Raw genomic sequence first — 25919 nt, forward strand, 5'->3', positions numbered from 1 at the left:
AAAGGTCTCAAGGAGATGCGTTCGGCCGCCTTCCAGGGTGGCGGTTACGTGCTGGTCGAATTCCACCCGCAGACGGACCTGGCGACGGCGTTGCAGGACACGCGCAGCAAGGTCCAGGACGGCAAGGCCGACCTGCCGCAGGCAGCCGAGGAGCCTGTGGTCTCCGAAGTCAACGTCTCCGAGTTCCCCGTCCTTGTCGTGACGCTGTCGGGCGAAGTGCCCGAGCGCGTTCTGACGGCGGCGGCGCGCGAGCTGCGCGACCGCATCGAGGAAGTGCCTGGCCTGCTGAAGGGCTCGCTGCAGGGCGCCCGCGACGATCTCGTCGAAGTCGTCATCGAACCGATGAAACTGTCGTCCTATGGGCTGCAGCTCGAGCAGCTGATCGGTGCGGTCGGCGATTCCAACAGTGTTGTCGCCGCCGGCAACATCGAAGGGTCCGAGGGCAAATATGCCGTCAAGGTGCCGTCGCTGATCGAAACGCCGCAGGACATGGCGGCGCTGACGATCGTCGCCGGCCCCAATGCCGTGGTGCAGGCGAAGGATATCGCCACCGTCCGCTCCACGTTCAAGGACGCCGAGACGGCGACCCGTCTCGACGGCAAGCCGGCGATCGCCATCGAGGTGAAGAAGCGCATCGAATCCAACCTGATCGACACGATCGCCGAGGTGAGGACCGTGTCGGATGCCTTCATGAAGACAATGCCGGAAGGCATGCACGTCACCTACACGCAGGACAAGTCGGTCTTCGTCAACCAGTTGCTCGGCGATCTGCAGAACCACGTCATGATCGCCGTGATCCTGGTGTTCATCGTCATTCTCTACGCGCTGTCAGGCCGCGCCTCGCTGCTGATTGGCCTGGCCATTCCATCGTCCTTCCTGATCGGCATCCTGCTGTTGGCGATGATGGGCTACACGATCAACATGATCGTGCTGTTCAGCCTCATCCTGGCGGTCGGCATGCTGGTCGACGACGCCATCATCGTCACCGAATTCGCCGAGCGGCGGATGAGCGAAGGCATGCCTAAGGCAGAGGCCTTCGCGCTTGCCGCCAAGCGCATGGCCGGTCCGGTCATCGCCGCGACGATGACGCGCATCGCCGCCTTCTCGCCGCTGCTGTTCTGGCCGGGCATCATCGGCGACTTCATGAAATACATGCCGATCACGCTGATCGTCACGCTCTCCGCCTCGATGCTCTATGCACTGGTTTTTGCACCGGCGCTGGGCGCCTTGTTCGCCAAGGCGCCGCCGCATCACGAGAACGACAACCGCGACGGCTGGTACATGGCGGTGGTCAAGCAGGCGGTTCGCTTTCCCATCACCGTCATTCTGCTCACCGTCGGCCTTTTGTTCGGTGTCGGCTTTGCATATTCGAAATACGGCGCCGGCGTCGAGTTCTTCCCGAATGTCGAGCCTGACTACGGCCTGCTCTATGTGCACGCCCGCGGCAACCTTTCGCTCGCCGAAATGGATGCCGCCACGAAGACCGCCGAGAACCGACTTCTTGGCTGGCCAGGCGTGAAATCGGTCTATACCCGTGTCGGCAAGACGCAAGGCGGCGGCCAGGACATTCCTGAAGACGTGGTCGGCGTGATCCAGTACGAGTTCGTCGACTGGCGCGAGCGCAAATCGGCGAACGCCATCCTGGACGAACTGCGCGGCGTCATGGCCGGCATTCCCGGCGTCGACGTCGAGGTTCGCGTGCCCGAGGCCGGCCCGCCCACCGGCAAGCCGATCCAGATCAGGCTGTCAGCCGTCGACCCGAAAGGTCTCGACGACAAGGCGCGCGCCGTCGCCGCACGCATTGCCAAGGTGCCCGGCGTCATCGATATTTCCGACGGCCTGCCGCCACCCGGCGTCGACTGGGCGCTCGACGTCGATCGCGCCAAGGCGGCACAATATGGCATCAGCCCGACCTCGGTCGGCACGGTTGTGCAATTGGTGACGAACGGGCTGAAGCTCAGTGAATACCGGCCGGCCGGTGCGGACGACGCCGTCGACATCAGGCTGCGCCTGCCCGAGGACCGGCGCACGCTGTCGACCCTCGACGACCTCAGGGTGCAGACGTCGCAAGGGTCGGTGCCGATCTCGAATTTCGTCGTGCGCAAGCCCGAGCCGACCGTCGGCATCCTCAACCGCATCGACGGCGCGCGCACCGTGGTCGTCCAGGCCAATGTCGCCGCCGGCGAGCAGGTCGCTTCTGTCCAGCAGCAGGTCAGCCAGGCTGTCGCCGAAGTGGATCTCGGCAGCGGCATACGCTGGAAGCTTGCCGGCTCGAACGAGGACAGCGCCGAGGCCAGCGCTTTCCTCAGCAAGGCCTTTGGCGCGGCGATCTTCCTGATCTTCCTGGTGCTTCTGATGCAGTTCAACAAGTTCACCAGCGTCTGGCTGGTGCTGTCCTGCGTGGTCATGGCGACCGTCGGCGTGTTCCTGGGATTGCTGTTGACTGGAGAGGCGTTCGGCATCGTCATGTCGGGCATCGGCGTCATCGCGCTAGCCGGTGTGGTGGTGAACAACAACATCGTGCTGATCGACACCTATGACCGGCTGCGCGAAGAGGGCTGGGACAAGATGGACGCGGTGCTGCAGACCTGCCGCGAACGTGCCCGCCCGGTGGTGCTGACGGCGGTGTCGGCGATCCTCGGCGTGCTGCCGATCGCTTTCGGCCTCGGTCTCGAAATATTCCATCACGAGACGACAATCAACGCGCCGTCGACGCAATGGTGGATTTCACTGTCCTCGGCGATCGTCTTCGGCCTGTCCTTCGCCACCTTGCTGACTCTGGTGGTGACACCGTCGATGCTGATGGTGTTCACGCGCAGTAAGAACAGCCGCTTCTATGCATTCTTCCGACGGGTATTCCGGCGCGGCAAGAAGGTCGGTGCGACTGTAGAGACCCCCGCAAGACCGGGCTCGCTTGACGAGCCGGCGATCGCCTTCCCGAAGGCCGCCGAATAGGCCAACTTTGCTTGGAGCGCCATGATGAACAAATCGTTGACCGAGATGACACGCATCGAGTGCCGGGGCGCGTCGATCAATGAAGACTGCCTGCTGGCCCGCTTCCGAAAGCCGATTTCCGCTTCCTGATGAAACGAATTGTCGAAGTTGACTTGGAGACACTGTGCGCTCGTGGTGTCAAGCTGACCCTATATGTGGACGTAATAAGAGCGCCCGATTGCAACAAGTTAGCTGGATCCAGTTGATGCTCACAACAGCTGACATATATCCGGCTTCTTCATGCGGCTCGATGTTCAGCTCGGCGAGCCTCGACGGGTTTTCGCCCGCTTCCACCTCAACGGCCCCAGACGTCGGCCGAAGCTTTTGCGGTCCACACATCAGGTTCGCAAGCGACGGGGTGACCGTTTCACCGTCTCTGCCATTTTGCTGCAAGGCCGAGGTGCGCCCTCCTTCTCGCTCTCCAGGTCCGTCAGGCTGCTCTAACCGACAGTACCGGTTGCCAGGCAGCGAGCATCGACCAAACGATTCTTGTTGCCGAGCGCGACCGCCGCGCCATTGGGAATGGCGCCTTTGCCGCAACTTGTCGAGCCTGAGGCTTCGCGGAACCTGTTTGCCGCCGGCGCGATCCAGAGCTGCGCGATCGCCTATGGATCATCAGCCTGCGTCAACGGTCGCCGCGTTTGCTGACGCCTAACAGTCGGGCCCATCCTCCACTTGATCGCTGCTTCGGCACGAGGCGCAGCCACGCCGCTGGCGGCCGAAACGCATGGCGTTAACATCCATGGCGTGGATGCTCGCGATCTAAACAATCGATTTTACCAATCTGGGCGGGTCGTTCATAGACCCCCCACATGACATGCACCGCGTTGCTCTGCCGCGTGAGGTGCACAAAAGAACCCGAAAAAGAGGAAGTCTTCGCATGCGCTCTGACGTGCAGTGGAGGTTGTGCTGGGAAAATGAGTTGCGGCTTTCCGATCACCTCGAACTCTCTGAGTTCTTCCGGAAGACCTATGAGCCTACCGGAGCCTTTAATGGAAAGCAATTCGAAGGCGGTCGAAGTTGGGCCGGTGCGAGGCCGGAGGTCCGCGCAATCGGCAATGATGTGCACGGGATAGCGGCTCACTTGGGCCTGCTGCGCCGATACATCAAAGTTGGCGACGCTGATCTGCTTGTCGCTGAACTCGGTCTATACGGGGTGCGTCCGGATCTTGAGGGGCTAGGAATCGCCCATTCGATCAGCGCGATGTATCCAGTGCTGCAGCAGCTTGGCGTTCCATTCGCTTTCGGCACGGTTCGGCACGCGCTCCGGAACCATGTTGGGAGGTTCTGCCGCAAAGGCTTGGCGAGCATTTTGTCGGGCGTTCGCGTGCGTTCAACCCTCCCGGACGTGTACCCCGATCTGCCTCCCACGCGAGTCGACGACGACGTACTCGTCATGGTGCTCCCAATTGGACGCTCAATGAGCGAGTGGCCGGCCGGCACTTTGATCGATCGGAACGGTCCAGAGCTATGAAGAGCACCCGCAACGATATCAGTCAGCGCGACCCGCCCCTCATTTGATCGATCTGAATACAGCATTGACCGCGGATTTATTGTCCGCTCGCTTCCTCAAATTCACTGAAAAATCTGACATCTCATGAACCTCTTTGCCCCAGCCAGTATTGTTGCAGTCTGCTCTTATGCGCTGCTGTCGACCGTCTATAAGACCGCGCAGGTGTTTTATACCCTGCCTACAAACGTACCGCCGACCTCGGGCGAACCGGCCAGCTGTGAGCCTTGGCCGAGCGTCGATGTCATTATCCCGTGCTACAACGAGGCTCCTCGCACCCTCTCTGACTGCCTGGCTTCCATAGCAAGTCAGGACTACGCCGGAAAACTGCAGGTCTATGTTGTTGATGACGGTTCTGGAAACCGCGATGCCCTCGTAGGTGTACACGAGGAATACGCTCGTGATCCGAGGTTCGACTTCATTGCGCTCCCAAAGAATGTCGGAAAGCGCAAGGCACAGATTGCGGCGGTTCGCCGCTCGTGCGGAGATTTGGTGCTCAATGTAGATTCGGACACGATACTCGCGCCGGACGTCGTCACAAGGCTTGCGCTAAAGATGCAAGATCAAGCGATCGGCGCCGCCATGGGCCAGTTGGCGGCTAGTAATCGCAATGAAACTTGGCTGACGCGGTTGATTGACATGGAATACTGGCTCGCCTGCAACGAAGAGCGGGCAGCGCAGGCTCGGTTCGGTGCCGTCATGTGTTGCTGCGGTCCGTGTGCCATGTACCGGCGATCAGCGCTTGTTTCGCTGCTGGATCAATACGAGACGCAGCGCTTTCGAGGGAAGCCGAGCGACTTCGGTGAGGATCGCCACCTTACGATCCTGATGCTGAAAGCAGGCTTTCGAACAGAGTATGTCCCGGAGGCCGTCGCGGCAACAGTCGTTCCCAGCAGCATGGGTCCCTATCTGCGCCAACAGCTTCGCTGGGCCCGGAGCACGTTCCGTGACACGTTGCTGTCGCTCCAACTGCTGCGCGGACTTAATATTTATCTCACATTGGACGTGATCGGGCAGAATCTTGGCCCATTATTGCTCTCTTTGTCGCTCCTGGCTGGGCTCGCGCAATTCATAACGACTGGTACTGTGCCTTGGACGGCATGCCTGACGATTGCGGTCATGACTATAGTTCGCTGCAGCGTGGCAGCGTTTCGTGCGCGCCAACTTCGATTCCTCGGATTCTCGCTCCACACAATCATCAACATCTTTCTCTTGCTCCCGTTGAAAGCATACGCGCTGTGTACATTGAGCAATAGCGATTGGTTGTCGCGAAGCTCGGCCGCCTCTGCGACAGACATCGACGGCGCCCTTCCAAAGCCCGCCTTGGTCGGATCTGACGCAGCTTACAGCGAACAGCAATAGTCACGTGATCGCAGGTAGATGAGTTTTGAGCCAGGACCAGAAACATCAAGTGTTGACGCGAAAGTTGGGCCCAGAGGATTTGCGGCGGCCGGAGACTCCTCCGATCGAACGGGAGTCTCACCGGCAGGCAAGCGCGAAAAGCTCCGTGCATGACTCTCTGTCGACCGTGGCAATCGATTTCGCCGGCGTAACCAAGTCGTATGGGAACAAGGTCGTTGTCGACGACCTGTCGTTCACCGTTGCGTCGGGAGAGTGTTTCGGCCTCCTCGGACCAAACGGGGCCGGCAAAAGCACGATTGCGCGTATGCTCCTCGGCATGACATGCCCTGACGCGGGCACGATCACGGTGCTCGGCGTCCCGGTGCCGGCGCGCGCTCGGCTGGCACGTAGGGGCATTGGCGTGGTCCCGCAATTCGACAACCTTGACCAGGAATTCACGGTACGCGAGAACCTGCTGGTGTTCGGACGCTACTTCGGCATGAGCACACGCGAGAGCGAAGCGGTCATCCCGTCGCTTCTCGAGTTCGCTCGCCTCGAGCGCAAGGCGGATGCGCGCGTCTCGGAACTGTCCGGCGGCATGAAGCGATGCCTGACGATGGCGCGGGCGTTGATCAACGACCCCCAGCTCATTGTGATGGACGAGCCGACCACCGGCCTCGATCCGCACGCGCGCCACCTGATCTGGGAGCGGCTGCGCGCGCTGTTAGCTCGCGGCAAAACGATTATCCTGACGACGCATTTCATGGAAGAGGCTGAGCGACTATGCGATCGGCTGTGCGTGCTCGAAAGGGGTCGCTACATTGCCGAAGGCCGCCCGCAGGCTCTGATCGACGAGCATATCGGATGCCAGGTCATGGAGATTTACGGCGGCGATCCGCACGAGTTGCATTCGTTGGTCAAGCCACATTCTCAGCGCATCGAGATCAGCGGCGAAACCCTCTACTGCTATGGGCCAGACCCTGATCAGGTGCGCACGCAACTCCAGGGGCGACCAAGTCTGCGCCTTCTTCTGCGTCCAGCCAATCTCGAGGATGTTTTCTTGCGGCTGACCGGGCGCGAGATGGAGGAATGAACGATGATTGAAGGTCTTGCGGCGGTGCTGCCCGCCAATGCGTGGAACTGGGTTGCGGTGTGGCGCCGCAACTATCTGGCATGGAAGAAAGTCGCATTCGTGGCGATTCTCGGTAACCTCGCCGATCCAATGATCTACCTTTTCGGCCTCGGTACCGGCCTCGGCATAATGGTCGGCCGCGTCGACGGTGCGCCGTACATCGCCTTTTTGGCGGCCGGCATGGTCGGGGTCGGTGCGATGACCGCCTCTACCCTCGAAACACTGTACGCGGCTTTCGCTCGCATGCATTCTCAACGCACATGGGAAGCCATGCTGTATACGCACGTTACCCTCGGCGACATCGTTCTGGGGGAACTGGCGTGGGCAGCCACCAAGGCCTTCCTGGCCGGTATGGCAATTACCATTGTCACCGCAGCCTTGGGCTATACAGCCTGGCCGTCCGTCCTCTATGCGCTGCCATTCATCGCTCTGACAGGGTTCGTATTTGCCAGCCTCGCGATGGTCGTCACCGCACTTTCGCCCAGCTACGATTACTTCGTATTTTACCAGACGCTTATTCTTACACCCATGCTGTTCCTGTCGGGCGCCGTTTTCCCATTGAATCAGCTGCCTGACACCTTTCAGAAGATAGCGCGATGCATGCCGCTGTCACATGCGATCGACCTCATTCGTCCGGTTATGCTTGATCGCCCGATCGGCGGCATCGCCCTGCACATCGGTGTGCTCGGCCTGTACGCGCTGTTGCCATTCTTCCTCTCGATGACGCTGTTGCGCCGCCGACTGATGCGCTGACGCGAAAGAGAAGGAGATAAACCATGCGCTATGGGCGCAAATAAAAACGACATCGCCAGCGTGTGCCGCGAAGGGTTTTGGCTGGCGTCGATTCAATCCCACAACGCTATGTAACGCCCGGCGTCTCGAGCACAGGATCTTATGTTGATCCCGGCGGACCTCATAGAATTTCCTTGAGGCCGGTGATGTTTGGCTGGCGTTCGGGCGCGAGCGACAACGCGGCCTGTCTTTCTGATCGAACGGTCTCGAGACAGGCCAATTTAGTATTCCTGTACGACAAAATGGAGAGCGAGATGCTGTGTCTAGGATTGAACGGCGGATTGGACAAAGTCTATGAAAACAGATTTCAGATTCCAAACACATTCATGCACGATGGCGCTGCGGTGCTCGTCCGGGACGGACAGGTCATTGCGGCGGTAGAAGAGGAGCGCCTCAATCGGATCAAACATTCCAACAAGCTCCCAATTAGTGCGGCTCAATACTGTCTTTCAGCAGCTGGGGTTCAGCTCAGCGAAATCGATCGAGTGGCGTTCTACGCTACCGAAGACTATAGCAACGCAATGCTTGAAAACATGCTTGTTTCCCAGCCGGACGCCTCTATTCCGTTGGATGCTAAACTGTTGATGCAGCAGCTACTGGCGCAGGAGTTCGGTACCGAGCTCGACGCTTCGCGTATCTCATTCGTAAGTCATCATCAGGCGCACGCCGTGAGCGCTTTCGCAATGTCGGGCTTCGAGCAAAGTCTGATTTTCGCGATTGATGGCTCTGGTGATTTCCTGTCGGGCCTTGTGGCGGTTGGATCTGGTACTGAAATTACGCAACTTGCGACTTTCCCAGAGAACAATTCTCTCGGGCAATTTTATCTCGAGACGATCCGGTATCTCGGCTACGGCTTGTTCGATGAATATAAGGTAATGGGGCTTGCCCCCTATGGCGATCCCGTTCCCTATCGCGAGCTTTTCGAGCAATTCTATGAACTCTCTGCAAACGGCGAGTATCGCGTCCACCTGGACCGCATCGGTCCGACTTTGCTCCGCAGCATTCAGGTTCGGCAAAAGGGAATGCCATTCACTCAGCAGCATATGGATGTGAGTGCGTCGTTACAGGAAGCGCTCGAACGCATCGTGTTTCACATTCTTCGCCATTATCGTGGGGCCACCGGGATGACGCGGTTGTGCCTGGCCGGCGGAGTTGCGCACAATTGCTCCATGAACGGCAAGCTGCTCTATTCAGGACTTTTCGAAGACATCTTCGTGCAGCCCGCATCGCATGACGCTGGATGCGCATTAGGCGCCGCGCTAATCGTGTCTAATGAGCTGGGCCGCCCAGCGCCGCGTACGCGATTGCAGGAGGTCTATTGGGGGCCGGAACTCGCGAGCGATCACGCCGTCGAAGAGGAACTAAAGGCATGGGCGGGGCACCTGGAGTTTGAACGCACTGAGGAGGTGGCGGATAGGGCAGCCGAGTGGATGGTCGGTGGCGCGGTGATCGGCTGGGTGCAAGGTCGTTCGGAGTTCGGGCCGCGAGCGCTCGGAAATCGCAGCATTCTTGCCGACCCCAGGCCCGCTTCAAACAAGGACCGGATCAACGCTATGGTCAAGAAGCGGGAAGGATATCGCCCGTTCGCCCCATCAGTGTTGGAGGAGGATGCGCGCGAATTTTTCGACCTCCCGGGCAGTGCGTGCGAATTTCCCTTCATGAATTTCGTAGTTCGTGTGCGCGATTCCAAGCGTGACTTGCTCGGCGCCGTCACGCATGTCGACGGTACGGCTCGGCTGCAAACAGTATCGCGCAAGGCCAGTCCGGCCTACTGGGATGTCATCAATGCCTTCAAGCAGCGGACAGGCATCCCAATTCTGCTCAATACGTCCTTTAACAACAATGCAGAGCCGATCGTAGATTCAGTTGCAGACTCGATTGCCACGTTCCTGACAACAGAGCTGGATGGACTTGTGGTCGGGCCGTACCTCGTCAAAAAACGGGCCGCAACGCTGCAGGATTGGACTGCGCTCGCGGTTTCATTGCCGCCTTATGTATCCCTGCATAAAGTCCGCGCATACACGGCGCAGGATCGCCACGAGACCGTCTGCGAAATCCGAACGGATCACCGTGACTGTGCGCGTATTTCACATGGCTTGTTCGATCTGCTGACGCGGATCGAAGGCGAAGCCGTGCTCGCGGATCTCCTCGACACAATTACGCCGGATCAGGGCCTGCGCGAGGCTCTCACAGGAGAGCTGCGACTATTGTGGGAGCAGCGCCACGTTCGGATGCATCCTTCGCAAGCTGCTCGCGTCCACCAAAACTGATGCCAAAGTCTGGACGACCGATAACAGCTGCCCAAACACCGGTCTGCACCTTCATATGACGGTCTCCAATCCAATTGACCGAGGCAAGGGTCCTGATGATTGCGTCTGCCGCGAGCATGCATGTTCGCTCCAGCTAACGCTTATTGCGATCGCGGATCAGCAATGGATTTGCTTGCCGGAGGCTCAAGACAGCACCAGTTCATCGTTTCTCGACGGCGTACCGGGTCGGTGACCGCCCCTGCGACATCAGCTTGGTGTTGCATAGCGGATGGGACGAGCGTTGGTGGATAAGATTGGCGTGGGTTGACCCGGTGGCGAGCGGGCTGGGCCGCTTGCGGGAAAGGCGGCGGCCCTTCGGCGCGCCAAGCCGCATGTTCGTCGTTGAGCTGCTTTTGGCAAAATGCGTCGGTGGGGCGACGATCTTGTCTTAATGCGGCTTGATGCTTCGGCCTCCAATCATCCGGTCCTGTTGTTGGCATCCTTGATTTACGGCAATACGACGCCGGTGCAGATTTCGACGACGCCATCTTCAGGAAACCGAGGATCTGCTGGTCAAGGTGACGCAGGGTTGGCGTTGGCAATGCCCGACATCTGCTCTCGGGCAATCGCCTGATCGGGATGGGAGTCGAGGAACGGGGAGCGCCCTCGAGCACCTGCGCGATCGCAAGCGTCATGGTCTGTGCCCTTCGCGAAGCGCAAGAGTCTTCAGCCCGCGCAGATCAGGTAAGGCCGAACATAGCGAGAGCGCGGCGCCGGTGATGTAGGTAAGCCCGTGTGGAGGGTTTTCGCGCCGCCGAGGATTGCGCCGCCAAGGCGGCGGCCCCGTTCGACTTTCGAAGCCGTAGGTCGAGTTCAGGATGACGGATGGCTGAACGGCACTGGAAAAGCCAGCTGGATCGTAGCAGGATCGCGCGAGTAGCGCAACCGATTGGCTGTTCGCAGACCGGGCCAGTCTTGGGTCGGTGGGCGGGCTCGGGCATCCACTTCGGACGTGCTCTTGGCGTTCAGGAAGAGTAGCTGCAAACTGGTTCAGTTGGCAGGAAAAGAAATGGTCCAGTCTCCAGCTCCCGGTGGCTCAATCCGCCCGCATGGCATGGGGGCGCGCCAGATCTACGAAGCGCTTCGTGAGCAGATACTCAGAGGCGTCTACGACACCGGCAGCGACGTCGTCGCTCAACCCTGAGACGTCGACGGTTCCGCACGCGGGTTAGAACATTCGCGACCACTCATCGTAAACAGGTCATCGTTGAAAGCAATTGGGCGATGGCCGCGCTCATGGCCGGCTGAACTAGCTGATGCGGCTTGCCGCCACCGTGCCGTTGCGCTGGTCAGCAGTGCGTGGCCGACGAGGAGCTTCACATCAAGGGCCCTTGTCTCATCGTCTCATCTATCCGCAACGTGGATGCTTGTCATCGAAAAAATCGATTTTGACTATCGGACAAGACATTGCATAGGAAGAGTTCAAGGATGCAGGCTAGGGAGATTGTCGATGTATGCGGTTGGCTCCGAGGAGCATTTTTCTGGTGTGTGCATTCTGGTCTGCGCCGAACATTAAGCGAGCCGATCCCCTTTTCGACCAGGTACCTCGGTGATCGCGCAAGCCTGCATCGCGTCGGCTCTTTCGCCACAAGCCCCCAACTGACGTAGGCGCCTACCCCAAGGATCACCAAGTCGAGGTTTCCCATGCGCTCCGAAGGACGGTGGAGGTTGTGCCGGGAGAACCAGTTGCAAGTAGCCGATCATATCGGACTCTCCGAGTTCTTCCGAAACCCCTATCGGGGGGACTGACCCCGCAATGAAAAGCTATGCGCTGGTAATTTGAGACGTTCTGCAGAGACGGCCCGGCCACGATGTATCGATGTTCGCGTGCGGTCCCACTCAGAAGTGCTGGATCTCGACATGCCGCCTCGCGTGGAGGACGTGCTCCTCGTGATTATGCCGATTGCGCGGCCGATGAGCGAATGGCCGACCGATGCAACAATTGACCGGAAGGATCCGGAGCTATGAAACGTCTTGATGACGGATGGGAGGTGCAGAGTGAGTGCGCTGATGGAACCGGTCGTCGGAGCGTTTATCTGACGTTTGACGACGGTCCCGATCCATTCTTCACGCCACAGATACTCGATGTGCTGGCGCAAAATCGGGTGCCAGCGACTTTCTTCGTGATTGGTGCCTACGCCGCAGAGCACCCGGACCTCATCCAGCGAATGATCGCAGAAGGGCATGAGGTGGGCAACCACACGATGTCTCATCCGGATCTGTCCAAATGCGGCTTGGGCGACATCCAACGTGAGGTATTTGAGGCGAACCGTGCCATCATGGTAGCATGCCCCCAGGCCTCGATCCGCTACATTCGCGCGCCATACGGCGCCTGGAGCGAAGAAGTGTTCACTGCGTCAGAGATCGCCGGGCTGGCGGCCCTTCATTGGTCGATAGACCCGAAAGACTGGTCGCGCCCCGGTACCGATGCGATCGTCGATGCTGTGCTCGCCTCGGTCCGGCCCGGCGCAATCGTGCTCTTGCACGACGGTTGTCCTCCCGACGAGTCGAGACGGAGCACTCAAGCCGGTCTGCGCCACCAGACCGTTATGGCGCTATCCAATCTGATTCCGGCATTAGATGCCTGCGGATATGAAATTCGCCCGCTTCCAGAACATCACTGAAATGCGAGATCCTATGGACCTGCTTTCCCAGCCAGTGCCTTGGGTCTCGCTTATGAAGGTCTTACAGGCTTCGTCGACATCGGACGGACTGTCGGCTCCGACCCGTTTACTAAGCGTAGACGTTTGTTGTCACCTGCTACAATGAGGACCCGCGCAGCCTCTCGGTATTGCCTAGCATCGCCGGAACCTCTTCGACGATTCTTTCAATATGGTCTCCGGGATCGCGGGCTGCGTCCACAAGGTTTGGCAAACTAGTCGCCATTGCCGGGACATGCCCGACCCCTCGGCTGCGAAGTGACCAGGGGTTCTCGATTCGCACACCCCGCTTGGATCTGCTCCTCGATCGTCACGATGATCGGGCGCGATGCCATCTTTCTCAAACTGGACCATGTCGATAGCTTCTGACTGGCTGTTTCCAGCAGGCCAGCTTGCCGGTATGTGATCGGTAACGCAAGGAGTTTCGCGATGTACATCCCTCCTGCTTTCCGCGACGACGACAAGGAGTCCCTGCGCGCCACCATCCGCGCGGCGCTGCTGGCGAACTTCGTTACAGTCACGGCGGAAGGGCCGCTCGCAACGCCACTGCCCCTCTTCCTTGATGAGAGCGAGGGCGAGCACGGCGTGATCTACGGGCACCTAGCGAAGGCTAATCCCCAGTGCCGTGTTCCGCCGATCGGCGACGGCTTGGCCATCTTCATGGGGCCGGACGCTTATGTGACGCCGGCATGGTATGCGACCAAGCGGGAAACCGGGAAGGTCGTCCCAACCTGGAATTACATCGCCGTCCACGCCTATGGTCCGGTCGAGTTCTTCGAGCATGCGGGAAGACTGCTGGACGTCGTGAATCGTCTGACTGACCACCACGAGGGCGAGCGGGCCTCGCCTTGGGCGGTGTCGGACGCACCGCCGGATTTTGTACAGGCGCAACTCCGCGGAATCGTTGGCTTGCGCATGCCGATCACGAGGCTGGAGGGCAAGCGCAAACTGAGTCAGAACCGGAACGCGGCCGACCGCGATGGCGTGGCCGCGGGCCTTGCGGCGAGCGAGCGGGCATCTGACCGCGAGCTCGCGGCTCTCATCCCAAGATAATCATGAACTTTGTCGGAATCGACCCATGATGCCAGAACTGACCCCATTCGCCCTGTACCTCGCCGCGGCCTCCGTGCTCGCCATCACGCCCGGTCCGGGCATCTTCTACGTTGCCGCGCGCACGCTCGCCGGCGGTCGTCCGGAGGGTATCGCTTCCAGCTTCGGCACGGGATTGGGGGGCATGATCCACGTCCTCGCAGCAAGTCTAGGTGTTTCCGCGATCGTGCTCGAGAGCTCGGAACTGTTCTCCGCATTGAAGCTGTTCGGCGCGGTCTACCTCGTCTGGCTAGGCTTTCGCACCTTTCAAGCCGCGCGCCGCAAGGGAGCGACTGGCGATGATGGCGCCCCGGTGCGTTCAGTCGGACCCCGGCGGGCGTTTCGTGAAGGGGTGCTGGTCGAGGCTCTCAACCCGAAGACGGCAGCCTTTTTTCTAGCCTTCCTTCCGCAGTTCGTGAACCCGAGCGCAGGGCACGTAGCTCTGCAATTCGTGGTGCTTGGCTCCGTGTCGATTGCGCTCAACACGCTCGCCGACATCGTGGTTGCCGTCGTGGCCAGCGGCATTCAAGACGGCGCGGCAGCGCGTCCCGGGTTGATCCGCCGCCTGAGAGAGGCGTCGGGCGGCGCGATGGTCGCGCTGGGCGTCGGTCTCGCTCTGGCGAAGCACCCTGCTGCCTGAACCTTGAATTCGATGGGTTGGGCATCTCTCCGGGTTGGCGGGTTAGTTTGCGGAAGCAGATGGATGGCTGCGAGTTAGCTTCGGTCATTACACCAATTCAGGCGATGTCTCAGCAGGCGCGGCACCACAGTGAGGGAAACGTGAGTTCGACTGCCTGGCCTTCCTCATGACCATCATTTTGGCCCTCGCGAATCAATGCACGGTAGAAGCCAGTCAGCCGAGAATGACTGCCGTTTCATAGGAAAGCCAAGCCATGCGCCAAGCATCGCCCGCTTTGCACTCGATCACATGGCGACGCCCGGACTTGACGTCAGGGCACTTTTCGCTTTTGCCGACCAGGGCCTAACCGACGCAGCCGACAGTACAGCAATGCTATTGCACGCGGCAGCCGGCGGCGGACGTCCGGTCTGCCGCCCTGAAGCAGGCGTTGGGATTTTTCCATCAATGCCTTGCAGCGCATCAACGAGTGGACTCTTGCCCCCAGGGCCGAGGCGAGCAAGCTCGCCGATTATGCGGCGGCCTGCGGAGGCAAGACGCTCATGCTGGTGCCGGTCAACGATGGCTTCTGGCCTGCCAATGGCGAGCGCCGGGGCGATCTCCGCGTCGCCTTGAAGGCGCTCAAGCCGATCCTCCAGTCGCGCGGCCTGATCGATCTCATCGAGCCGCTGGGCTTCCAGACTTGCTCGCTTGGATCGAAGAACGGAGCGGCTAAGGCCATTGCCGCCATTGATGGCCAGTCCGTCTTCCGCCTCGTGCACGACACGTTTCATCACGCCGCTCGCCGGGGAGCCGTTCTTCTCCTGCGACCTGGCCGGTCTCGTGCACATCTCAACCGTGAACGATCCGATCCACTGGATTTACCCGGATCGCGTCCTAGTCGGTTCCGACAATGGCAGCCAGATCCGGGCGCTGCTTGATGGCGGCTATGGGGGGCCCTTCTCATTCCCACCGTTTGTCGACGCAGCCCACCCGCTGGACGACCTCGCAGGCGCACTTTCCGCGACTATCGATCTCGTTCGACACGCCTGTTGACACGAGTGCCGGTGTGAGACGCGGTAGTCAATCAGGGCTTGCGACCCTTTTTGGTGTCCCGCGGAGAACTCATTCGAGACGCCTCCTGTAACAATATCTCTCGCATCCAGACGCTTGCCGCATCAGTGTTGTGAAGGGCGGGCCATTGGAGGGCCTCGGTAAATGCGGGAAGCGGCAGCGGAAGTTCGATGATCTGCAGTGGGAAGGTTTTCTTGAAATGCTGAACCAGCCGGAAGGGCATGGTCGCTATACGAGCTGTGCCTGAGACCATCGGCGGGATCATGCTAAAGGCCTGCACGATAACCTCGACACGTCTCTTGAGGCCATGCTCAAGAAAAAACCGCTCCTCGATGGAGGGCTTGAGCGCCCGCCCGAACTTGGCCGCAACGTGCCTCATCGACATGTATCTCTCGAATGTAAGCTGCTGTGGCAGCTGCTTGTTCGTGGGGCAGCCTACGCACACGAGCGTGTCGTCGAACAGCGCCGCTCTTGGATGCGCGCTCGACATGAACAATTCCGGACAAATCAGAAAATCGACGTCACCGCGCCGGAGAAGCTCATCGGGCTCGTCGTCGAGCGGCAGCAATTCGAAGCTGACGGCGGGTGCTTCGCGCGCAACACGCTCCACGACCTTTTCAAAAAACACCAGTGTGGCGAAATCGGAAAGGGTGATCCTGAAACGGCGATCGGATTGAGCCGGATTAAACGGATCCCAAGAAATAATCGAGCTCTGGATTTTCAAGAGTGCGCCGCGAACAGCGGGGGCGAGTGTTTCCGCACGTGGGGTTAGAACACGTTCGCGGCCGCTCATCGTAAACAGTTCATCGTTGAAATAATCGCGCAGCCGGGCGACGGCCGCGCTCATGGCCGGCTGACTTAGGTTGATGCTGCTTGCCGCCGCCGACAGGTTGCGCTGGGTCAGCAGTGCGTCGAGCACGACGAGAAGGTTCAGATCAAGGCCTTTGAAGCGCATCGCTTTCACTTATCCATAGCGTGAATGCTCGCGATCTAAACAATCGATTTTACCAAACTTCCAGGGCGCTGCATAGATGACCGGACCTGACATGCACCCGATCACGCCACGGCTTCTGTAGCGTGTGCTGGGAAATGACTTGCAAGTAGCCGATCATGTCGAGCTCTCCGCGTTCTTCCGAAAGGCCTCTGGGCCGACAGGGGCCTTCATGCGGTCGTAGCTGGGCCGGTGGAAGGCCGGAGGTTCGCGCAATCGGCTCTATGTGCACGGCGTAGCGGCTTACTTGGACCTGCTGCGCCGTTCATCACGGTTGGCGAGGTTGATTTCTTGGTAGGCGAACTCGGATTGTACAGAGTGCATCCGGATCTTGAGAGACTCGGAATGAGCCATTCTATCCACGTCATGCGTCCGGTGCAGCAGCAGCTTGGCATCCCATTCGCCTTTGGCACGATTCGGCACGCGCTGCGGAATCATCTTGAGAGGTTCTGCAGAGACGTCCCGGCGACCATAGTGCCGGGCCATCGCGTCGCCACAGATGATCGCGACCGCCACTGCGCTCCAGGTTTGCGATCAGGCACTGGGATTTCGTCCGCTCGGTTGCAGCCAGTCGGCCCTCGATACCACGCCGCGATCCGCGTAAATTTCGATCTTTTCACCGAAGCTGGCGTGCTCGCCGTGCCCAGAAACGGGGCCGTAGCAACCGCAACAGATGGGCTGGAGTCTGATGCTTGATCAAATAACAGTCGGAGCGAAGGGACGCGGCTCGCGCCCAGCAGAGACACACGACCGAGACCTAAGCCTTGATTTCGCCAAAGGTATACTAATTACTTTAGTGATAATTGGGCACTTAGTACAATATTTAATTTATCGAGGCACTGACGATTTCTGGACGTCTCCGTATTATAAGTCGATCTACATGTTTCATATGCCTCTCTTTATGGCGATAAGTGGATATGTTTCTTCTGGGGCAATTTTGCGAAAACCGTTCATTCAAGGGGTCGGCAATCGAGCAACGCAGTTACTACTACCAATGCTTTTTTGGTGTGCGTTAATTTGGACACTAAAGTCCGCCATGATCCCTCCTGCGACAAGCTTAACTGATGGATTGCTGGACTTTTCGAAGGAACTCATTGGAACATACTGGTTCATATGGGCGGCGTTTATCTCTTTCATTCTAATTAGACTGTTTACGATTTCCAATCGCGTATCGATGTGGATTATAAGCGCATCTGCAATTGCAGTCGCATGCGCGCCCATCACATTATCAATAGCCCCGTCATTACGATACACTTATCCATTTTATTGTCTCGGGTTCTTGCTTGCGCAGCCGATTGGATGGCAGAAAATTATCATTTGGGAACGCAAATCGATTTTTGTCGTTTTACTGTCGATAACAACGTTCATATGCTTTATTTTGTGGGGAAAGGAGACTTACGCTTACAACAACCTCGTCCTAATTCATGATAAAAAGTCGGCTGAACAAGTATTTCTGATGTTCACTGGCTCGGCAGCAGCTTCTGCAGTAGCGATGCAGCTTATGTTTCGGTGCTGGAGAATTGTCTATTCAACTAGAGTAGCTCAGTTTGTCGCGGTGGAGCTTGGTCAGAGCACGCTGCTGCTTTACCTGGTCCAGGGTGCCGTGTTTCGCCTCATGGACGTGATACAGTTTGGAGAACTCTGGAATCTCACGACCAGAATCGCGTTCGCAAGTGTGGTTGGAGTGGCGATTGTCGTCACGGCGATGGCAATTCGCAAGATTGCGCGCGATCTTGGATATGTGTCGCAGATCCTTGTCGGAGCGCCGCCACGCCCAAGTCTGCTCAAATCTCAATCTGCAATAAATTAGCCGCCCACAATGGTCGCGATGACAAGCAACCACGTTACGGACAGATGAGGCATGCGTTTCAAAGGCCTCGATCTGAACCTTCTCGTCGTGCTCGACGCACTGCTGACCGAGCGCAACCTCACGGCGGCGGCAAGCAGCATCAACCTAAGTCAGCCGGCCATGAGCGCGGCCGTCGGCCGGCTGCGCGATTATTTCAACGATGAACTGTTTACGATGAGCGGCCGCGAACGTGTTCTAACCCCACGTGCGGAAACACTCGCCCCCGCTGTTCGCGGCGCACTCTTGCACATCCAGTGCTCGATTATTTCTTGGGATCCGTTTAATCCGGCTCAATCCGATCGCCGCTTCCGGATCATAGTTTCCGATTTCGCCACACTCGTGTTTTTTGAAAAGGTCGTAGAGCGTGTTGCACGCGAAGCACCCGCCGTCAGCTTCGAATTGCTGCCGCTCGACGACGATCTCGATGAGCTTCTCCGGCGCGGTGACGTCGATTTTCTGATTCTTCCGGAATTGTTCATGTCGAGCGCGCATCCAAGAGCGGCGCTGTTCGACGAGACATTCGTGTGCGTAGGCTGCCCCACGAACAAGCAGCTGCCACAGCAGCTTACATTCGAGAGGTACGTGTCGATGAAGCACATTGCGTTCAGGGTCGGCCGTGCGCACATGCCATCCATCGAGGAACGGTTTTTGCTTGAACATGGTCTCAAGAGACGTGTCGAGATTATCGTGCAGGCCTTTAGCATTATCCCGCCGATGGTCTCAGGCACAGATCGTATAGCGACCATGCCCTTCCGGCTGGTTCAGCATTTCAAAAAGACTTTCCCTCTGCGGATCGTCGAACTTCCCCTGCCACTACCCACGTTCACTGAGGCCGTCCAATGGCCCACCCTTCACAACAGTGATCCGGCAAGCACCTGGATGCGGCAGATAATGTTGGAGGAGGCATCCCGCATGTGAAGCCGCGGGCGCTCCTAGTCTAGATTTACTCAGCGCCTCATAGGGTGCGAACCGGCGTGCAAAATTGGGTCTGACTCAAATTCGATGATTTTTGCATGACAGTGTGGTGCTGATTTTCCGACGCTGGTAGCCGGCAACACCAAAAACATGAAGTGGAAGAAGTACTTTTACCGCAGGCTGTGCGAGTCTGAAGGTCTACCCCTATGCTGCCCAATTGCCGGGAATGCAATCATTTCAAAAGCTGCTTCGGCCCGGAGGCATGGAAAGCCGCCTCACACGGATCAAGCACGGGATCGCGGTCGACGGCGAGGCGATCCGCTTCGGTCCGGCACTCTTAGCTTCTCTCGTCGGCACCATCATTCAAAACGCCGCCATTGGTCGAAATCGACCGGACAACAACCTGCGATCGCGCGGAGACTATGGCTGCACCCGCCAAAAAATCGTGAGCAGGATCGCACGGCGCGGCTGATGCGATTGCATCTTTCCCCGTGCTGCACTGGCCTGTGTCAGGCGGTCTAGGTTCGCGCTTCGGTCCGAGCAAGAACACTGTCAGGGCAGCGAGGAACGAGGCAACGGCGCTGTAGGCAAAGGCACTGGCAACGCCGGCATCGTCCACCAGCAGTCCGCTGAAAATCGCGCCGGCGGCGATGGTCACTTGGAACGTTGCGGCCATCAGCCCACCGGCGTTTTCGGCCTGCTCGGGAGCGGCGCGCAGCACCATGCATTTCTGCAGTCCCACCGGCACCGCGCCGAAGGCAAGCCCCATACGGTACCGCAATCGCCGAGGCCCAGGCCGATGCTCTCAACGTCAGCAGCGAGACAGCGGCCATCGCTATGAGCAGGGGGGCAGGGCCGCGACTGCCTTGAGGCTGTGCTCGGCCAAGAATCCGCCGGCCAAATTGCCGACCGCCGATGCCAAAGGCGAGCAACACGAGCGAGATCGTCTCGATGTTGAGCGCGGGAACGATCTCGAGGAAGGCGCGGATATAGATGAAGCCGGAGAAATGCCCGGAAGCGACCAGCAGGACGACCAAAATCGCGACTTTTGATCATCGGATTCTTGGCCAGATCCAGCAGACTGCGGAAGCTGGCCGCTCCAATCGGAGGCAGCCTCGGAAAAGTCATGAGTTGCACTACCAGTGTAACGGCGCGGAAGACCGCAGCGACCATGAAGGCGCTTCGCCATCCCAGATGTCGCCGACATAGGCGCCGATTGGACCGCGCAAACGGCAGCGACGGTACGCCGGTGAGGATGATCGACATGGCGCGCCGCAGGAGGTGACCTGGAACGCGCCGCATCGCCAACACTGCCGACATCGACAGAGGCCTCCGAGCGCTATTCCGAGCACGACGCGGGCGGTCAGAAGAACCGGCAGCGACCCCGCGACGGCACCAGGATCGTGCGCTGGCAATTGTGCTCTTCGGCACAGGGTTGCTGCAACCGATCTCGCACGTATGGGTCCTGAAAGGAGCATGCTCGAGGATGTGGACCTCTACTCCGACTTGCTGACACTGACGGAGGGTGTCGGGGTCAACGTGGTCGGCCACGTGCCCGGCGCCATGGCGAGTGGCTCGGTGCTGAGCAAAGTCGCGGACGGCAAGGCGGACGCTCCAGAGATTAACGCGGCTGGCGCAGGCAATGCGGGATTCCGTTGGCAGAAGGAGCTCAAACAGCTAATTCTCTCAAGCTTGTCACCACCGCAGCAGACGAATGGCGTGCCGTTCGGCAGGGCCGTGCAGGCCCTGGTGTTCGAACCCTCCAGTCACATCGCTAAGCAAAAGCATTCGCGTGCTTGCCAGCTCAACAGCACAGTCTCGGCGCTTTATCGGCCATGACGATCAGATTCGTTCGTCAGATCAGGGCAGCTTCAAGGGCCTTAACCGCACGCACCCGTAGTATCCGGCTCCCTCAGCGATGCTGCCGGCGATTGCAGCGCTAGAGCGCGGTAACTCAAGTTCGTTACAGGCCGCCGCTCAGCCCTCGAATTGACTTGCACCTGTCTTGGTCAACAGCAACCCATCGCACCAAACGTGGTCTACGCATCCCCACTCACAGGCGGCAGCCGCATCCGGAAAAAAACCACGTCCATTGAGATTTGCACTCGTGTTGCAGAGCAGCGAAATGCCCGTGAGTTTCTCATATTCTATCAGAAGTTCTGCAATTGGGTGTTCAGAAGTTCTCGAAACTGTCTGAAGTCGCGCAGTCCCGTCGAGATGGACGACCGCCGGGATTTTTTCTTTCCACTCCGAACGGGTTCGGTGATCGAACAGCATGTAAGGATCCGGCGTGCCGGGGTCAAACATGTCAGGTGCCCGATCCTCCAAGCATATTGGCGCTACCGGTCGGAAGTGCTCTCGAACTTTGATTTTGTTGAGATGGTCCTTCATTTCCGGCGAAGTTGCGGCCGCCAGGATGCTTCTGGCTCCCAAAGCACGTGGACCAAGCTCTGCGCGACCTGCAAGAAACACCACAGGCTTGTTGTCGGCGAGCACGCTGGCAAGTTCTTTCAGGCTGCAAGCAGCAGATTGCCAACCAGGCGGAACCTTGCCATGGCTCACATTTGGCCCGCTGTAAACTGACCAGTCGAGATGCACGAAACCTTTGTCGGCGGCCAGCGCGCAGCAAGCGGCACCGATCGCCGATCCGCTGTCGTTTGGAAACGGAGGCACCCAGACTGCGTCGAACAAACCGCTCGCCCGAAGAGCGCTGTTCCATTTGATGTTCAGCCCGCATCCGCCGGCTATGCACAGGTTTCGGGTTTTGGGGACTGAGTACCCACGCAGCGCCCTTGTCATCCCCTGGACGAGAAGACGCTCCACGAAGGCATGGAACGAAGCAAGTATGTCCTCGGGCGTTTCGGGGATTAACCGCGACGCGCTTGCATCGAAGAAGTCGTGCACAGCCGTGAGTAACGCGTCTTCGCTGTGGCTGTTGTTCCCGTAGCCAAAAGCAAGGTCCGTATCCCAGGCAAAATGGTCGTCGTAAAGCTCCTGAAACACATTCACGATGTGTTCATGGACCACTCCGAGCGCAATATAGGCCATCAACTTGCCGGCGATACCGAGATTCCAGCCAGTCCGCAGTTCTTGCCTGTAAGGACCGAAATGTTGGCCCGCGGCCGCATAGGCATGGCCTATCATCGGAAACAGGCACCCAACAAATCGGACTCCACTTGGCTCGACGTAGTAAAGCCGCGGAAAGATGCAGCCGTCCCATACCAGACAAAATGCCGGTTCCTCTGCTTTGGCGAATGAGCTGGTGCAGTATGCGGAAGCTACGTGCCCAACAACATGCGGGTAGCTTTCATAAGAACATACCCCATTGTCGAGCATGAGACCGGAACCTTGATAGGCTGTCAGAGGATTTTCGGCGTACCGCTCCACATATGGCGCGCCGTTGAGAGTGATAGGGGAGTCGTTACTCAGAACTTGGAATTCTGACTGGATTTCACCGTCCCATCCGTCAATGACGAACCGGTCGATATCGCGCGGAGCAAGCCCGTTTTCCGCCAAAACGGCGGCGACCGTCTCAAGCCGCTCGATATGTTGGTATCGTGGGTTATTGTCGAGCTTCTCCTGCTCGATGCAAAAGACTAATCTGCCGTCTTCCACGACAGCGATTCCCCCGTCGTGCGTCAGTTTGATACCGCAAATACGCATAGTAGATCCTTGTCGAGGTGACCGTAGAGCAACCGCAGAAACGACTGGAAAACATGGTCGTGGGTTTTGATGTCGCGCTATGCAGGATCATAAGAAACCGGTAAATTAGATTGTTTGGATGTGAGGCATCCGCGCGATGAATGATAAGGTCTGCCGCGTGATCTAGAACAAAATGGCTGACACGCAAAAATCACCAGAATTGCGAGGCAGCGCTGTGCGGCACGGTGAGAAGGGCTGCCCACCGCAAGCCGTTGGGCAAGGATGTCCATGGTCACACGTCACCAGCGCCCCGAGAGGTGCCGCGCTCCCTCGGCACCGAGCGCGCGTGCTGAGCGCGAAGGTGGTCGCGCTAGAAGAGAGCCTTCCCTGATCAAGCTACTCTTTAGGTCTCAATCGACAAGATTTTCGATGGCGAGGGCAGCGCCAAAGGGCCTATTCGGCTTTTTGAATCGCGCCTCCATGTTGGAGGAACAACCTCCGACAACCGATGGATCCCGCCTGCAGATCGGCAGCGGGACAGAGCGGCTAAGCGCGTGTGAGGTTAGCGCTGTCTCGGCTCACAGATGCAGTGTCGGCTCGGCAAAGAAGACGAGCTGGGCCCTATTGACGGATGATCGCCTTGGGGGGCGGAGAGATGACCGGCTTGCACAGATTTGAGAGGGAGGTCGTTGTTCAGGTTGGCCGCCACAGTTCTGAGCGTATCGTATTCGATGTCAACCAGGCGGCCGCTATCCTTATCCGTGACCTTCATCATCGGACCGAGAAACGGAGGGTAGCGATGCGCGACGATCAGGATGAGACGCGCATTGCCTCGTCGAAAATGTTCCTGAATGTTCAACCGTTGCCTCACATAAGTTGCTCCCTACCGAGGGGTATGAGCAGGGGCGACTATGGGACAGCTGAGCATGGCGACCAAGAAAGAACTGACTGCGGCGGTTTCGGAGCGATATCGTGCTTCGACGCGAGCGGAGAAGGCGAGAATTTTGGATGAGTTCGTCGTCATCACGGGCTTTCACCGCAAGCACGCGATGCGGCTGCTGCGGCGCCATGAGAGAGCGCCTACAGGTCGGCGAGCGCGGCCGCGGATTTATGATGAAGCGGAACGCAATGCGCTCATATTGCTGTGGGAGGCGTCTGACCGGGTCTGTGGGAAGCGGCTGAAGGCGTTGCTGCCCGTACTTCTCGAGGCGATGAAACGGCACGGTCATTTTGACCTCGCGCCCGAGATCCGTGGCAAATTGCTGGCGATGAGCGCGGCCACGATCGACAGGACGCTGGGACCGATCCGAGAAGGCTTGGGACGTCCCCGACGACGGCCTGCGGCGCACGCCCTGCGACGCAGCATTCCCATTAGAACGTCGGCGGATTGGGACGATCCAGCGCCAGGCTTCGTTGAGGCGGACCTCGTCGCCCATAGCGGCCCTTCGGCTCGCGGCAGCTTCATCCAAACCCTCGTGCTCACCGACATCGCGACCGGCTGGACGGAATGTGCGCCGCTACTGGTTCGCGAACAGACGCTGTTGAGCACGATGCTCACAGAATTGCGCAAGCAACTGCCCTTCGCGCTTCTCGGCCTGGATACGGACAACGACACCGTTTTCATGAACGAGACGCTGAAGGCCTACTGCGCCGCCGCCAACATCGTCTTCACGCGCTGCCGCCCCTACCGCAAGAACGACCAGGCCTTTGTCGAGCAGAAGAATGGCGCCGTGGTGCGTAGGATGGTCGGATATCGTCGGTTCGAGGGGCTGGAGGCCGCCACGCTGTTAGCGAAGCTCTACCGGTCAGCGCGACTGTTCGTGAACTTCTTTCAGCCATCGTTCAAGTTGATCGCGAAGCAGCGCGACGGCGCACGTGTGCGCAAGACTTATAGTCCGCCAGCCACGCCGCATCAGCGCCTGGTTGCCGACGCTCGCACCTCAGCTGCAGTCCGCTCCCGTCTGCAGGAAATCTACGCCGGGCTCGATCCTGTCGTGCTATTGCGCGATATCCGCGCCATGCAGGAGCGACTCGCTGCGCTTGCCGATACTCCGCCCGCCATGCGCTCTGACGGGACAACTCAGCCAATCGACCTTTTCCTGGCGAGTTTGCGGACTGCCTGGAAGGACGGAGCTATCCGGCCGACGGATCGCCCGATTGTGAAAGCCAAACGAGGCCGCCGCCGTCCTGACCCTCTCGTCAAGGCGACTGCCGACTTGCGAAATTGGTTCGAAGCCGAACCATGGCGAACCGGCGGTGAACTTCTGTCACGACTGCAGGCCGAGTATCCCGGCGATTACCCGGACAAACTGCTTCGAACACTTCAGCGCCGGCTGAAGGTGTGGCGCAGCGAGCAGGCAGACGCGTTGCTGTTTGGCTCCTTGACCAAGGAGCCGCCGATCCAGGAGATCGCAAGGCCACACTGAGGCGCCGTGGCGCTCGCGAAGGAGGCCGGGCGCTGCGAAACCCCGGCCATCTCCGCGCCCGGCCTCCTTCGCCCAAGCCGGGAGCAAAATAGATGAGGCAACGCTCGAGTCTCGGGGAGCATCGTTACGTGCGGCAATACGGCGTCTCATCCTGATCGTCGCGCTATAAGCGATGACGCTTGTCTGCAGGTAGTGCGTCGTGAGGCCAATCCACCAGCTGCTAGAAGGGCTTTTGTGGCAGCCGCGCTTGAAGCAAAGATCCTGCGCAGCGATTGAATGCTGTTAGCTCAAGGCTTTGATGCTTCGAGTGGAAGTCGTCTGGCCTGCACACTCTGGAGAAATGTAGGCGTTGGCGGCCCCGGAACGCCTACCTCTCTCCCCGATAAGACGTTCTGCCAATCGAACACGTTGATGAGGACGTGATTGGCGTCGAGACCTGTCGATCCATCGGTGATCAGCACGCCGCGCGCATTGTTCCCGATCAGATTATGGAGAACATCTCGGCTAGAGCACGTCCCGTGATCGATGAATCGATTGTGATGTGACGACGAGCTTCTCCGGTGATTCAACATCCACCTT

General features: G+C 59.0%; 20 protein-coding genes and 5 pseudogenes. 21 read left to right on the forward strand and 4 right to left on the reverse strand.

Features of this window, described 5'->3' with window-relative positions:
- Together AC0L25_RS28990 and AC0L25_RS28995 are read left to right on the forward strand one after the other, a co-directional pair.
- Positions 1-2955 (forward strand): efflux RND transporter permease subunit (locus tag AC0L25_RS28990; RefSeq protein WP_473598614.1); only part of this gene is annotated, 2955 nt, incomplete at its 5' end.
- A gap of 42 nt (positions 2956-2997) precedes the next feature.
- Positions 2998-3084, forward strand: a pseudogene (locus tag AC0L25_RS28995) (SAM-dependent methyltransferase); the annotation flags it as partial.
- A gap of 541 nt (positions 3085-3625) precedes the next feature.
- Here the strand turns inward: AC0L25_RS28995 and AC0L25_RS29000 are convergent.
- Positions 3626-3715 (reverse strand): annotated as a pseudogene (locus tag AC0L25_RS29000) (transposase); the annotation flags it as partial.
- Between the two features lie 159 nt (positions 3716-3874).
- On the opposite strand from AC0L25_RS29000, the gene AC0L25_RS29005 reads away from it, so the two are divergent.
- From AC0L25_RS29005 to AC0L25_RS29060, 12 genes and pseudogenes are all read left to right on the forward strand, one after another.
- Positions 3875-4468, forward strand: a complete 594-nt coding sequence (locus AC0L25_RS29005) for a NodA family N-acyltransferase (RefSeq protein ID WP_473598615.1) — start codon at positions 3875-3877, stop codon at positions 4466-4468.
- A gap of 123 nt (positions 4469-4591) precedes the next feature.
- Complete coding sequence (gene nodC / locus AC0L25_RS29010) at positions 4592-5866, forward strand: chitooligosaccharide synthase NodC (protein WP_473598616.1); 1275 nt, start codon at positions 4592-4594, stop codon at positions 5864-5866.
- Between the two features lie 49 nt (positions 5867-5915).
- Entirely contained in the window at positions 5916-6938 is a 1023-nt protein-coding gene (gene nodI / locus AC0L25_RS29015) for a nodulation factor ABC transporter ATP-binding protein NodI (RefSeq protein ID WP_473585676.1), read from the forward strand.
- Between the two features lie 3 nt (positions 6939-6941).
- Positions 6942-7730 (forward strand): ABC transporter permease, encoded by a 789-nt coding sequence (locus AC0L25_RS29020; protein WP_473598617.1) that lies wholly within the window; start codon positions 6942-6944, stop codon positions 7728-7730.
- A gap of 293 nt (positions 7731-8023) precedes the next feature.
- Positions 8024-10039, forward strand: a complete 2016-nt coding sequence (locus tag AC0L25_RS29025) for a carbamoyltransferase family protein (RefSeq protein ID WP_473598629.1) — start codon at positions 8024-8026, stop codon at positions 10037-10039.
- A 1048-nt stretch (positions 10040-11087) separates the two neighbouring features.
- Positions 11088-11222, forward strand: a complete 135-nt coding sequence (locus AC0L25_RS29030; protein ID WP_473598618.1) for a hypothetical protein — start codon at positions 11088-11090, stop codon at positions 11220-11222.
- A gap of 500 nt (positions 11223-11722) precedes the next feature.
- Positions 11723-11827, forward strand: a complete 105-nt coding sequence (locus AC0L25_RS29035) for a hypothetical protein (RefSeq protein ID WP_473598619.1) — start codon at positions 11723-11725, stop codon at positions 11825-11827.
- A gap of 111 nt (positions 11828-11938) precedes the next feature.
- Complete coding sequence (locus AC0L25_RS29040; RefSeq protein WP_473489080.1) at positions 11939-12046, forward strand: hypothetical protein; 108 nt, start codon at positions 11939-11941, stop codon at positions 12044-12046.
- Entirely contained in the window at positions 12043-12702 is a 660-nt protein-coding gene (gene nodB, locus AC0L25_RS29045; RefSeq protein ID WP_473598620.1) for a chitooligosaccharide deacetylase NodB, read from the forward strand. The genes AC0L25_RS29040 and nodB overlap by 4 nt, the downstream gene beginning before the upstream one ends.
- 465 nt (positions 12703-13167) lie before the next feature.
- Positions 13168-13791, forward strand: coding sequence for an FMN-binding negative transcriptional regulator (locus AC0L25_RS29050; RefSeq protein ID WP_473598621.1), 624 nt, complete (start codon positions 13168-13170; stop codon positions 13789-13791).
- 28 nt (positions 13792-13819) lie between these two features.
- A complete protein-coding gene (locus AC0L25_RS29055; protein ID WP_473598630.1) occupies positions 13820-14467 on the forward strand; it encodes a LysE family translocator in 648 nt (215 codons plus the stop codon).
- 288 nt (positions 14468-14755) lie between these two features.
- A pseudogene (locus tag AC0L25_RS29060) lies at positions 14756-15499 on the forward strand (TIM barrel protein).
- A gap of 31 nt (positions 15500-15530) precedes the next feature.
- Here the strand turns inward: AC0L25_RS29060 and AC0L25_RS29065 are convergent.
- On the reverse strand, positions 15531-16472 hold the full coding sequence (locus tag AC0L25_RS29065) for a LysR family transcriptional regulator (protein ID WP_473598622.1): 942 nt from the start codon (positions 16470-16472) through the stop codon (positions 15531-15533).
- A 124-nt stretch (positions 16473-16596) separates the two neighbouring features.
- On the opposite strand from AC0L25_RS29065, the pseudogene AC0L25_RS29070 reads away from it, so the two are divergent.
- The 4 genes and pseudogenes from AC0L25_RS29070 to AC0L25_RS29085 form a co-directional block, all read left to right on the forward strand.
- Positions 16597-17000 (forward strand): annotated as a pseudogene (locus tag AC0L25_RS29070) (NodA family N-acyltransferase); the annotation flags it as partial.
- Positions 17001-17196: 196 nt separating this feature from the next.
- Complete coding sequence (nolL, locus tag AC0L25_RS29075; RefSeq protein ID WP_473598631.1) at positions 17197-18318, forward strand: nodulation factor fucose acetyltransferase NolL; 1122 nt, start codon at positions 17197-17199, stop codon at positions 18316-18318.
- Between the two features lie 51 nt (positions 18319-18369).
- Positions 18370-19275, forward strand: coding sequence for a LysR family transcriptional regulator (locus AC0L25_RS29080; protein WP_473598623.1), 906 nt, complete (start codon positions 18370-18372; stop codon positions 19273-19275).
- Positions 19276-19389: 114 nt separating this feature from the next.
- Positions 19390-19532, forward strand: a pseudogene (locus tag AC0L25_RS29085) (nitrogen fixation protein NifQ); the annotation flags it as partial.
- A 77-nt stretch (positions 19533-19609) separates the two neighbouring features.
- Here AC0L25_RS29085 and AC0L25_RS29090 read toward each other — a convergent pair.
- The gene (locus tag AC0L25_RS29090) at positions 19610-19996 is read right to left on the reverse strand and encodes a hypothetical protein (protein WP_473598624.1); all 387 of its coding nucleotides are present in this window, start codon (positions 19994-19996) and stop codon (positions 19610-19612) included.
- 178 nt (positions 19997-20174) lie between these two features.
- Between AC0L25_RS29090 and AC0L25_RS29095 the strand changes: the two genes are divergently transcribed.
- Complete coding sequence (locus AC0L25_RS29095) at positions 20175-20324, forward strand: hypothetical protein (RefSeq protein ID WP_473598625.1); 150 nt, start codon at positions 20175-20177, stop codon at positions 20322-20324.
- A gap of 424 nt (positions 20325-20748) precedes the next feature.
- Positions 20749-21111: a hypothetical protein gene (locus tag AC0L25_RS29100; protein WP_473598626.1), complete on the forward strand. Its 363-nt coding sequence runs from the start codon at positions 20749-20751 to the stop codon at positions 21109-21111.
- A gap of 138 nt (positions 21112-21249) precedes the next feature.
- Here AC0L25_RS29100 and nodU read toward each other — a convergent pair whose 3' ends face one another.
- Complete coding sequence (gene nodU, locus AC0L25_RS29105) at positions 21250-22935, reverse strand: nodulation protein NodU (RefSeq protein ID WP_473598627.1); 1686 nt, start codon at positions 22933-22935, stop codon at positions 21250-21252.
- Positions 22936-23825: 890 nt separating this feature from the next.
- On the opposite strand from nodU, the gene AC0L25_RS29110 reads away from it, so the two are divergent.
- Complete coding sequence (locus AC0L25_RS29110; protein ID WP_473598628.1) at positions 23826-25340, forward strand: ISNCY family transposase; 1515 nt, start codon at positions 23826-23828, stop codon at positions 25338-25340.
- Positions 25341-25919 lie beyond the last annotated feature (579 nt).

The sequence above is a fragment of the Mesorhizobium sp. WSM4813 genome (genome assembly GCF_055811555.1).

Excerpts from the sequence above, each read along its gene's own strand:
- AC0L25_RS29005 (WP_473598615.1), top strand. The coding sequence starts at position 3,875 with ATGCGCTCTGACGTGCAGTGGAGGTTGTGCTGGGAAAATGAGTTGCGG.
- nodC (WP_473598616.1), top strand. The coding sequence starts at position 4,592 with ATGAACCTCTTTGCCCCAGCCAGTATTGTTGCAGTCTGCTCTTATGCG.
- AC0L25_RS29020 (WP_473598617.1), top strand. The coding sequence starts at position 6,942 with ATGATTGAAGGTCTTGCGGCGGTGCTGCCCGCCAATGCGTGGAACTGG.
- AC0L25_RS29025 (WP_473598629.1), top strand. The coding sequence starts at position 8,024 with ATGCTGTGTCTAGGATTGAACGGCGGATTGGACAAAGTCTATGAAAAC.
- AC0L25_RS29030 (WP_473598618.1), top strand. The coding sequence starts at position 11,088 with ATGGTCCAGTCTCCAGCTCCCGGTGGCTCAATCCGCCCGCATGGCATG.
- AC0L25_RS29035 (WP_473598619.1), top strand. The coding sequence starts at position 11,723 with ATGCGCTCCGAAGGACGGTGGAGGTTGTGCCGGGAGAACCAGTTGCAA.
- AC0L25_RS29040 (WP_473489080.1), top strand. The coding sequence starts at position 11,939 with ATGCCGCCTCGCGTGGAGGACGTGCTCCTCGTGATTATGCCGATTGCG.
- nodB (WP_473598620.1), top strand. The coding sequence starts at position 12,043 with ATGAAACGTCTTGATGACGGATGGGAGGTGCAGAGTGAGTGCGCTGAT.
- AC0L25_RS29050 (WP_473598621.1), top strand. The coding sequence starts at position 13,168 with ATGTACATCCCTCCTGCTTTCCGCGACGACGACAAGGAGTCCCTGCGC.
- AC0L25_RS29055 (WP_473598630.1), top strand. The coding sequence starts at position 13,820 with ATGCCAGAACTGACCCCATTCGCCCTGTACCTCGCCGCGGCCTCCGTG.
- AC0L25_RS29065 (WP_473598622.1), bottom strand. The coding sequence starts at position 16,472 with ATGCGCTTCAAAGGCCTTGATCTGAACCTTCTCGTCGTGCTCGACGCA.
- nolL (WP_473598631.1), top strand. The coding sequence starts at position 17,197 with ATGCTTGATCAAATAACAGTCGGAGCGAAGGGACGCGGCTCGCGCCCA.
- AC0L25_RS29080 (WP_473598623.1), top strand. The coding sequence starts at position 18,370 with ATGCGTTTCAAAGGCCTCGATCTGAACCTTCTCGTCGTGCTCGACGCA.
- AC0L25_RS29090 (WP_473598624.1), bottom strand. The coding sequence starts at position 19,996 with ATGGTGCTGCGCGCCGCTCCCGAGCAGGCCGAAAACGCCGGTGGGCTG.
- AC0L25_RS29100 (WP_473598626.1), top strand. The coding sequence starts at position 20,749 with ATGCTCGAGGATGTGGACCTCTACTCCGACTTGCTGACACTGACGGAG.
- nodU (WP_473598627.1), bottom strand. The coding sequence starts at position 22,935 with ATGCGTATTTGCGGTATCAAACTGACGCACGACGGGGGAATCGCTGTC.
- AC0L25_RS29110 (WP_473598628.1), top strand. The coding sequence starts at position 23,826 with ATGGGACAGCTGAGCATGGCGACCAAGAAAGAACTGACTGCGGCGGTT.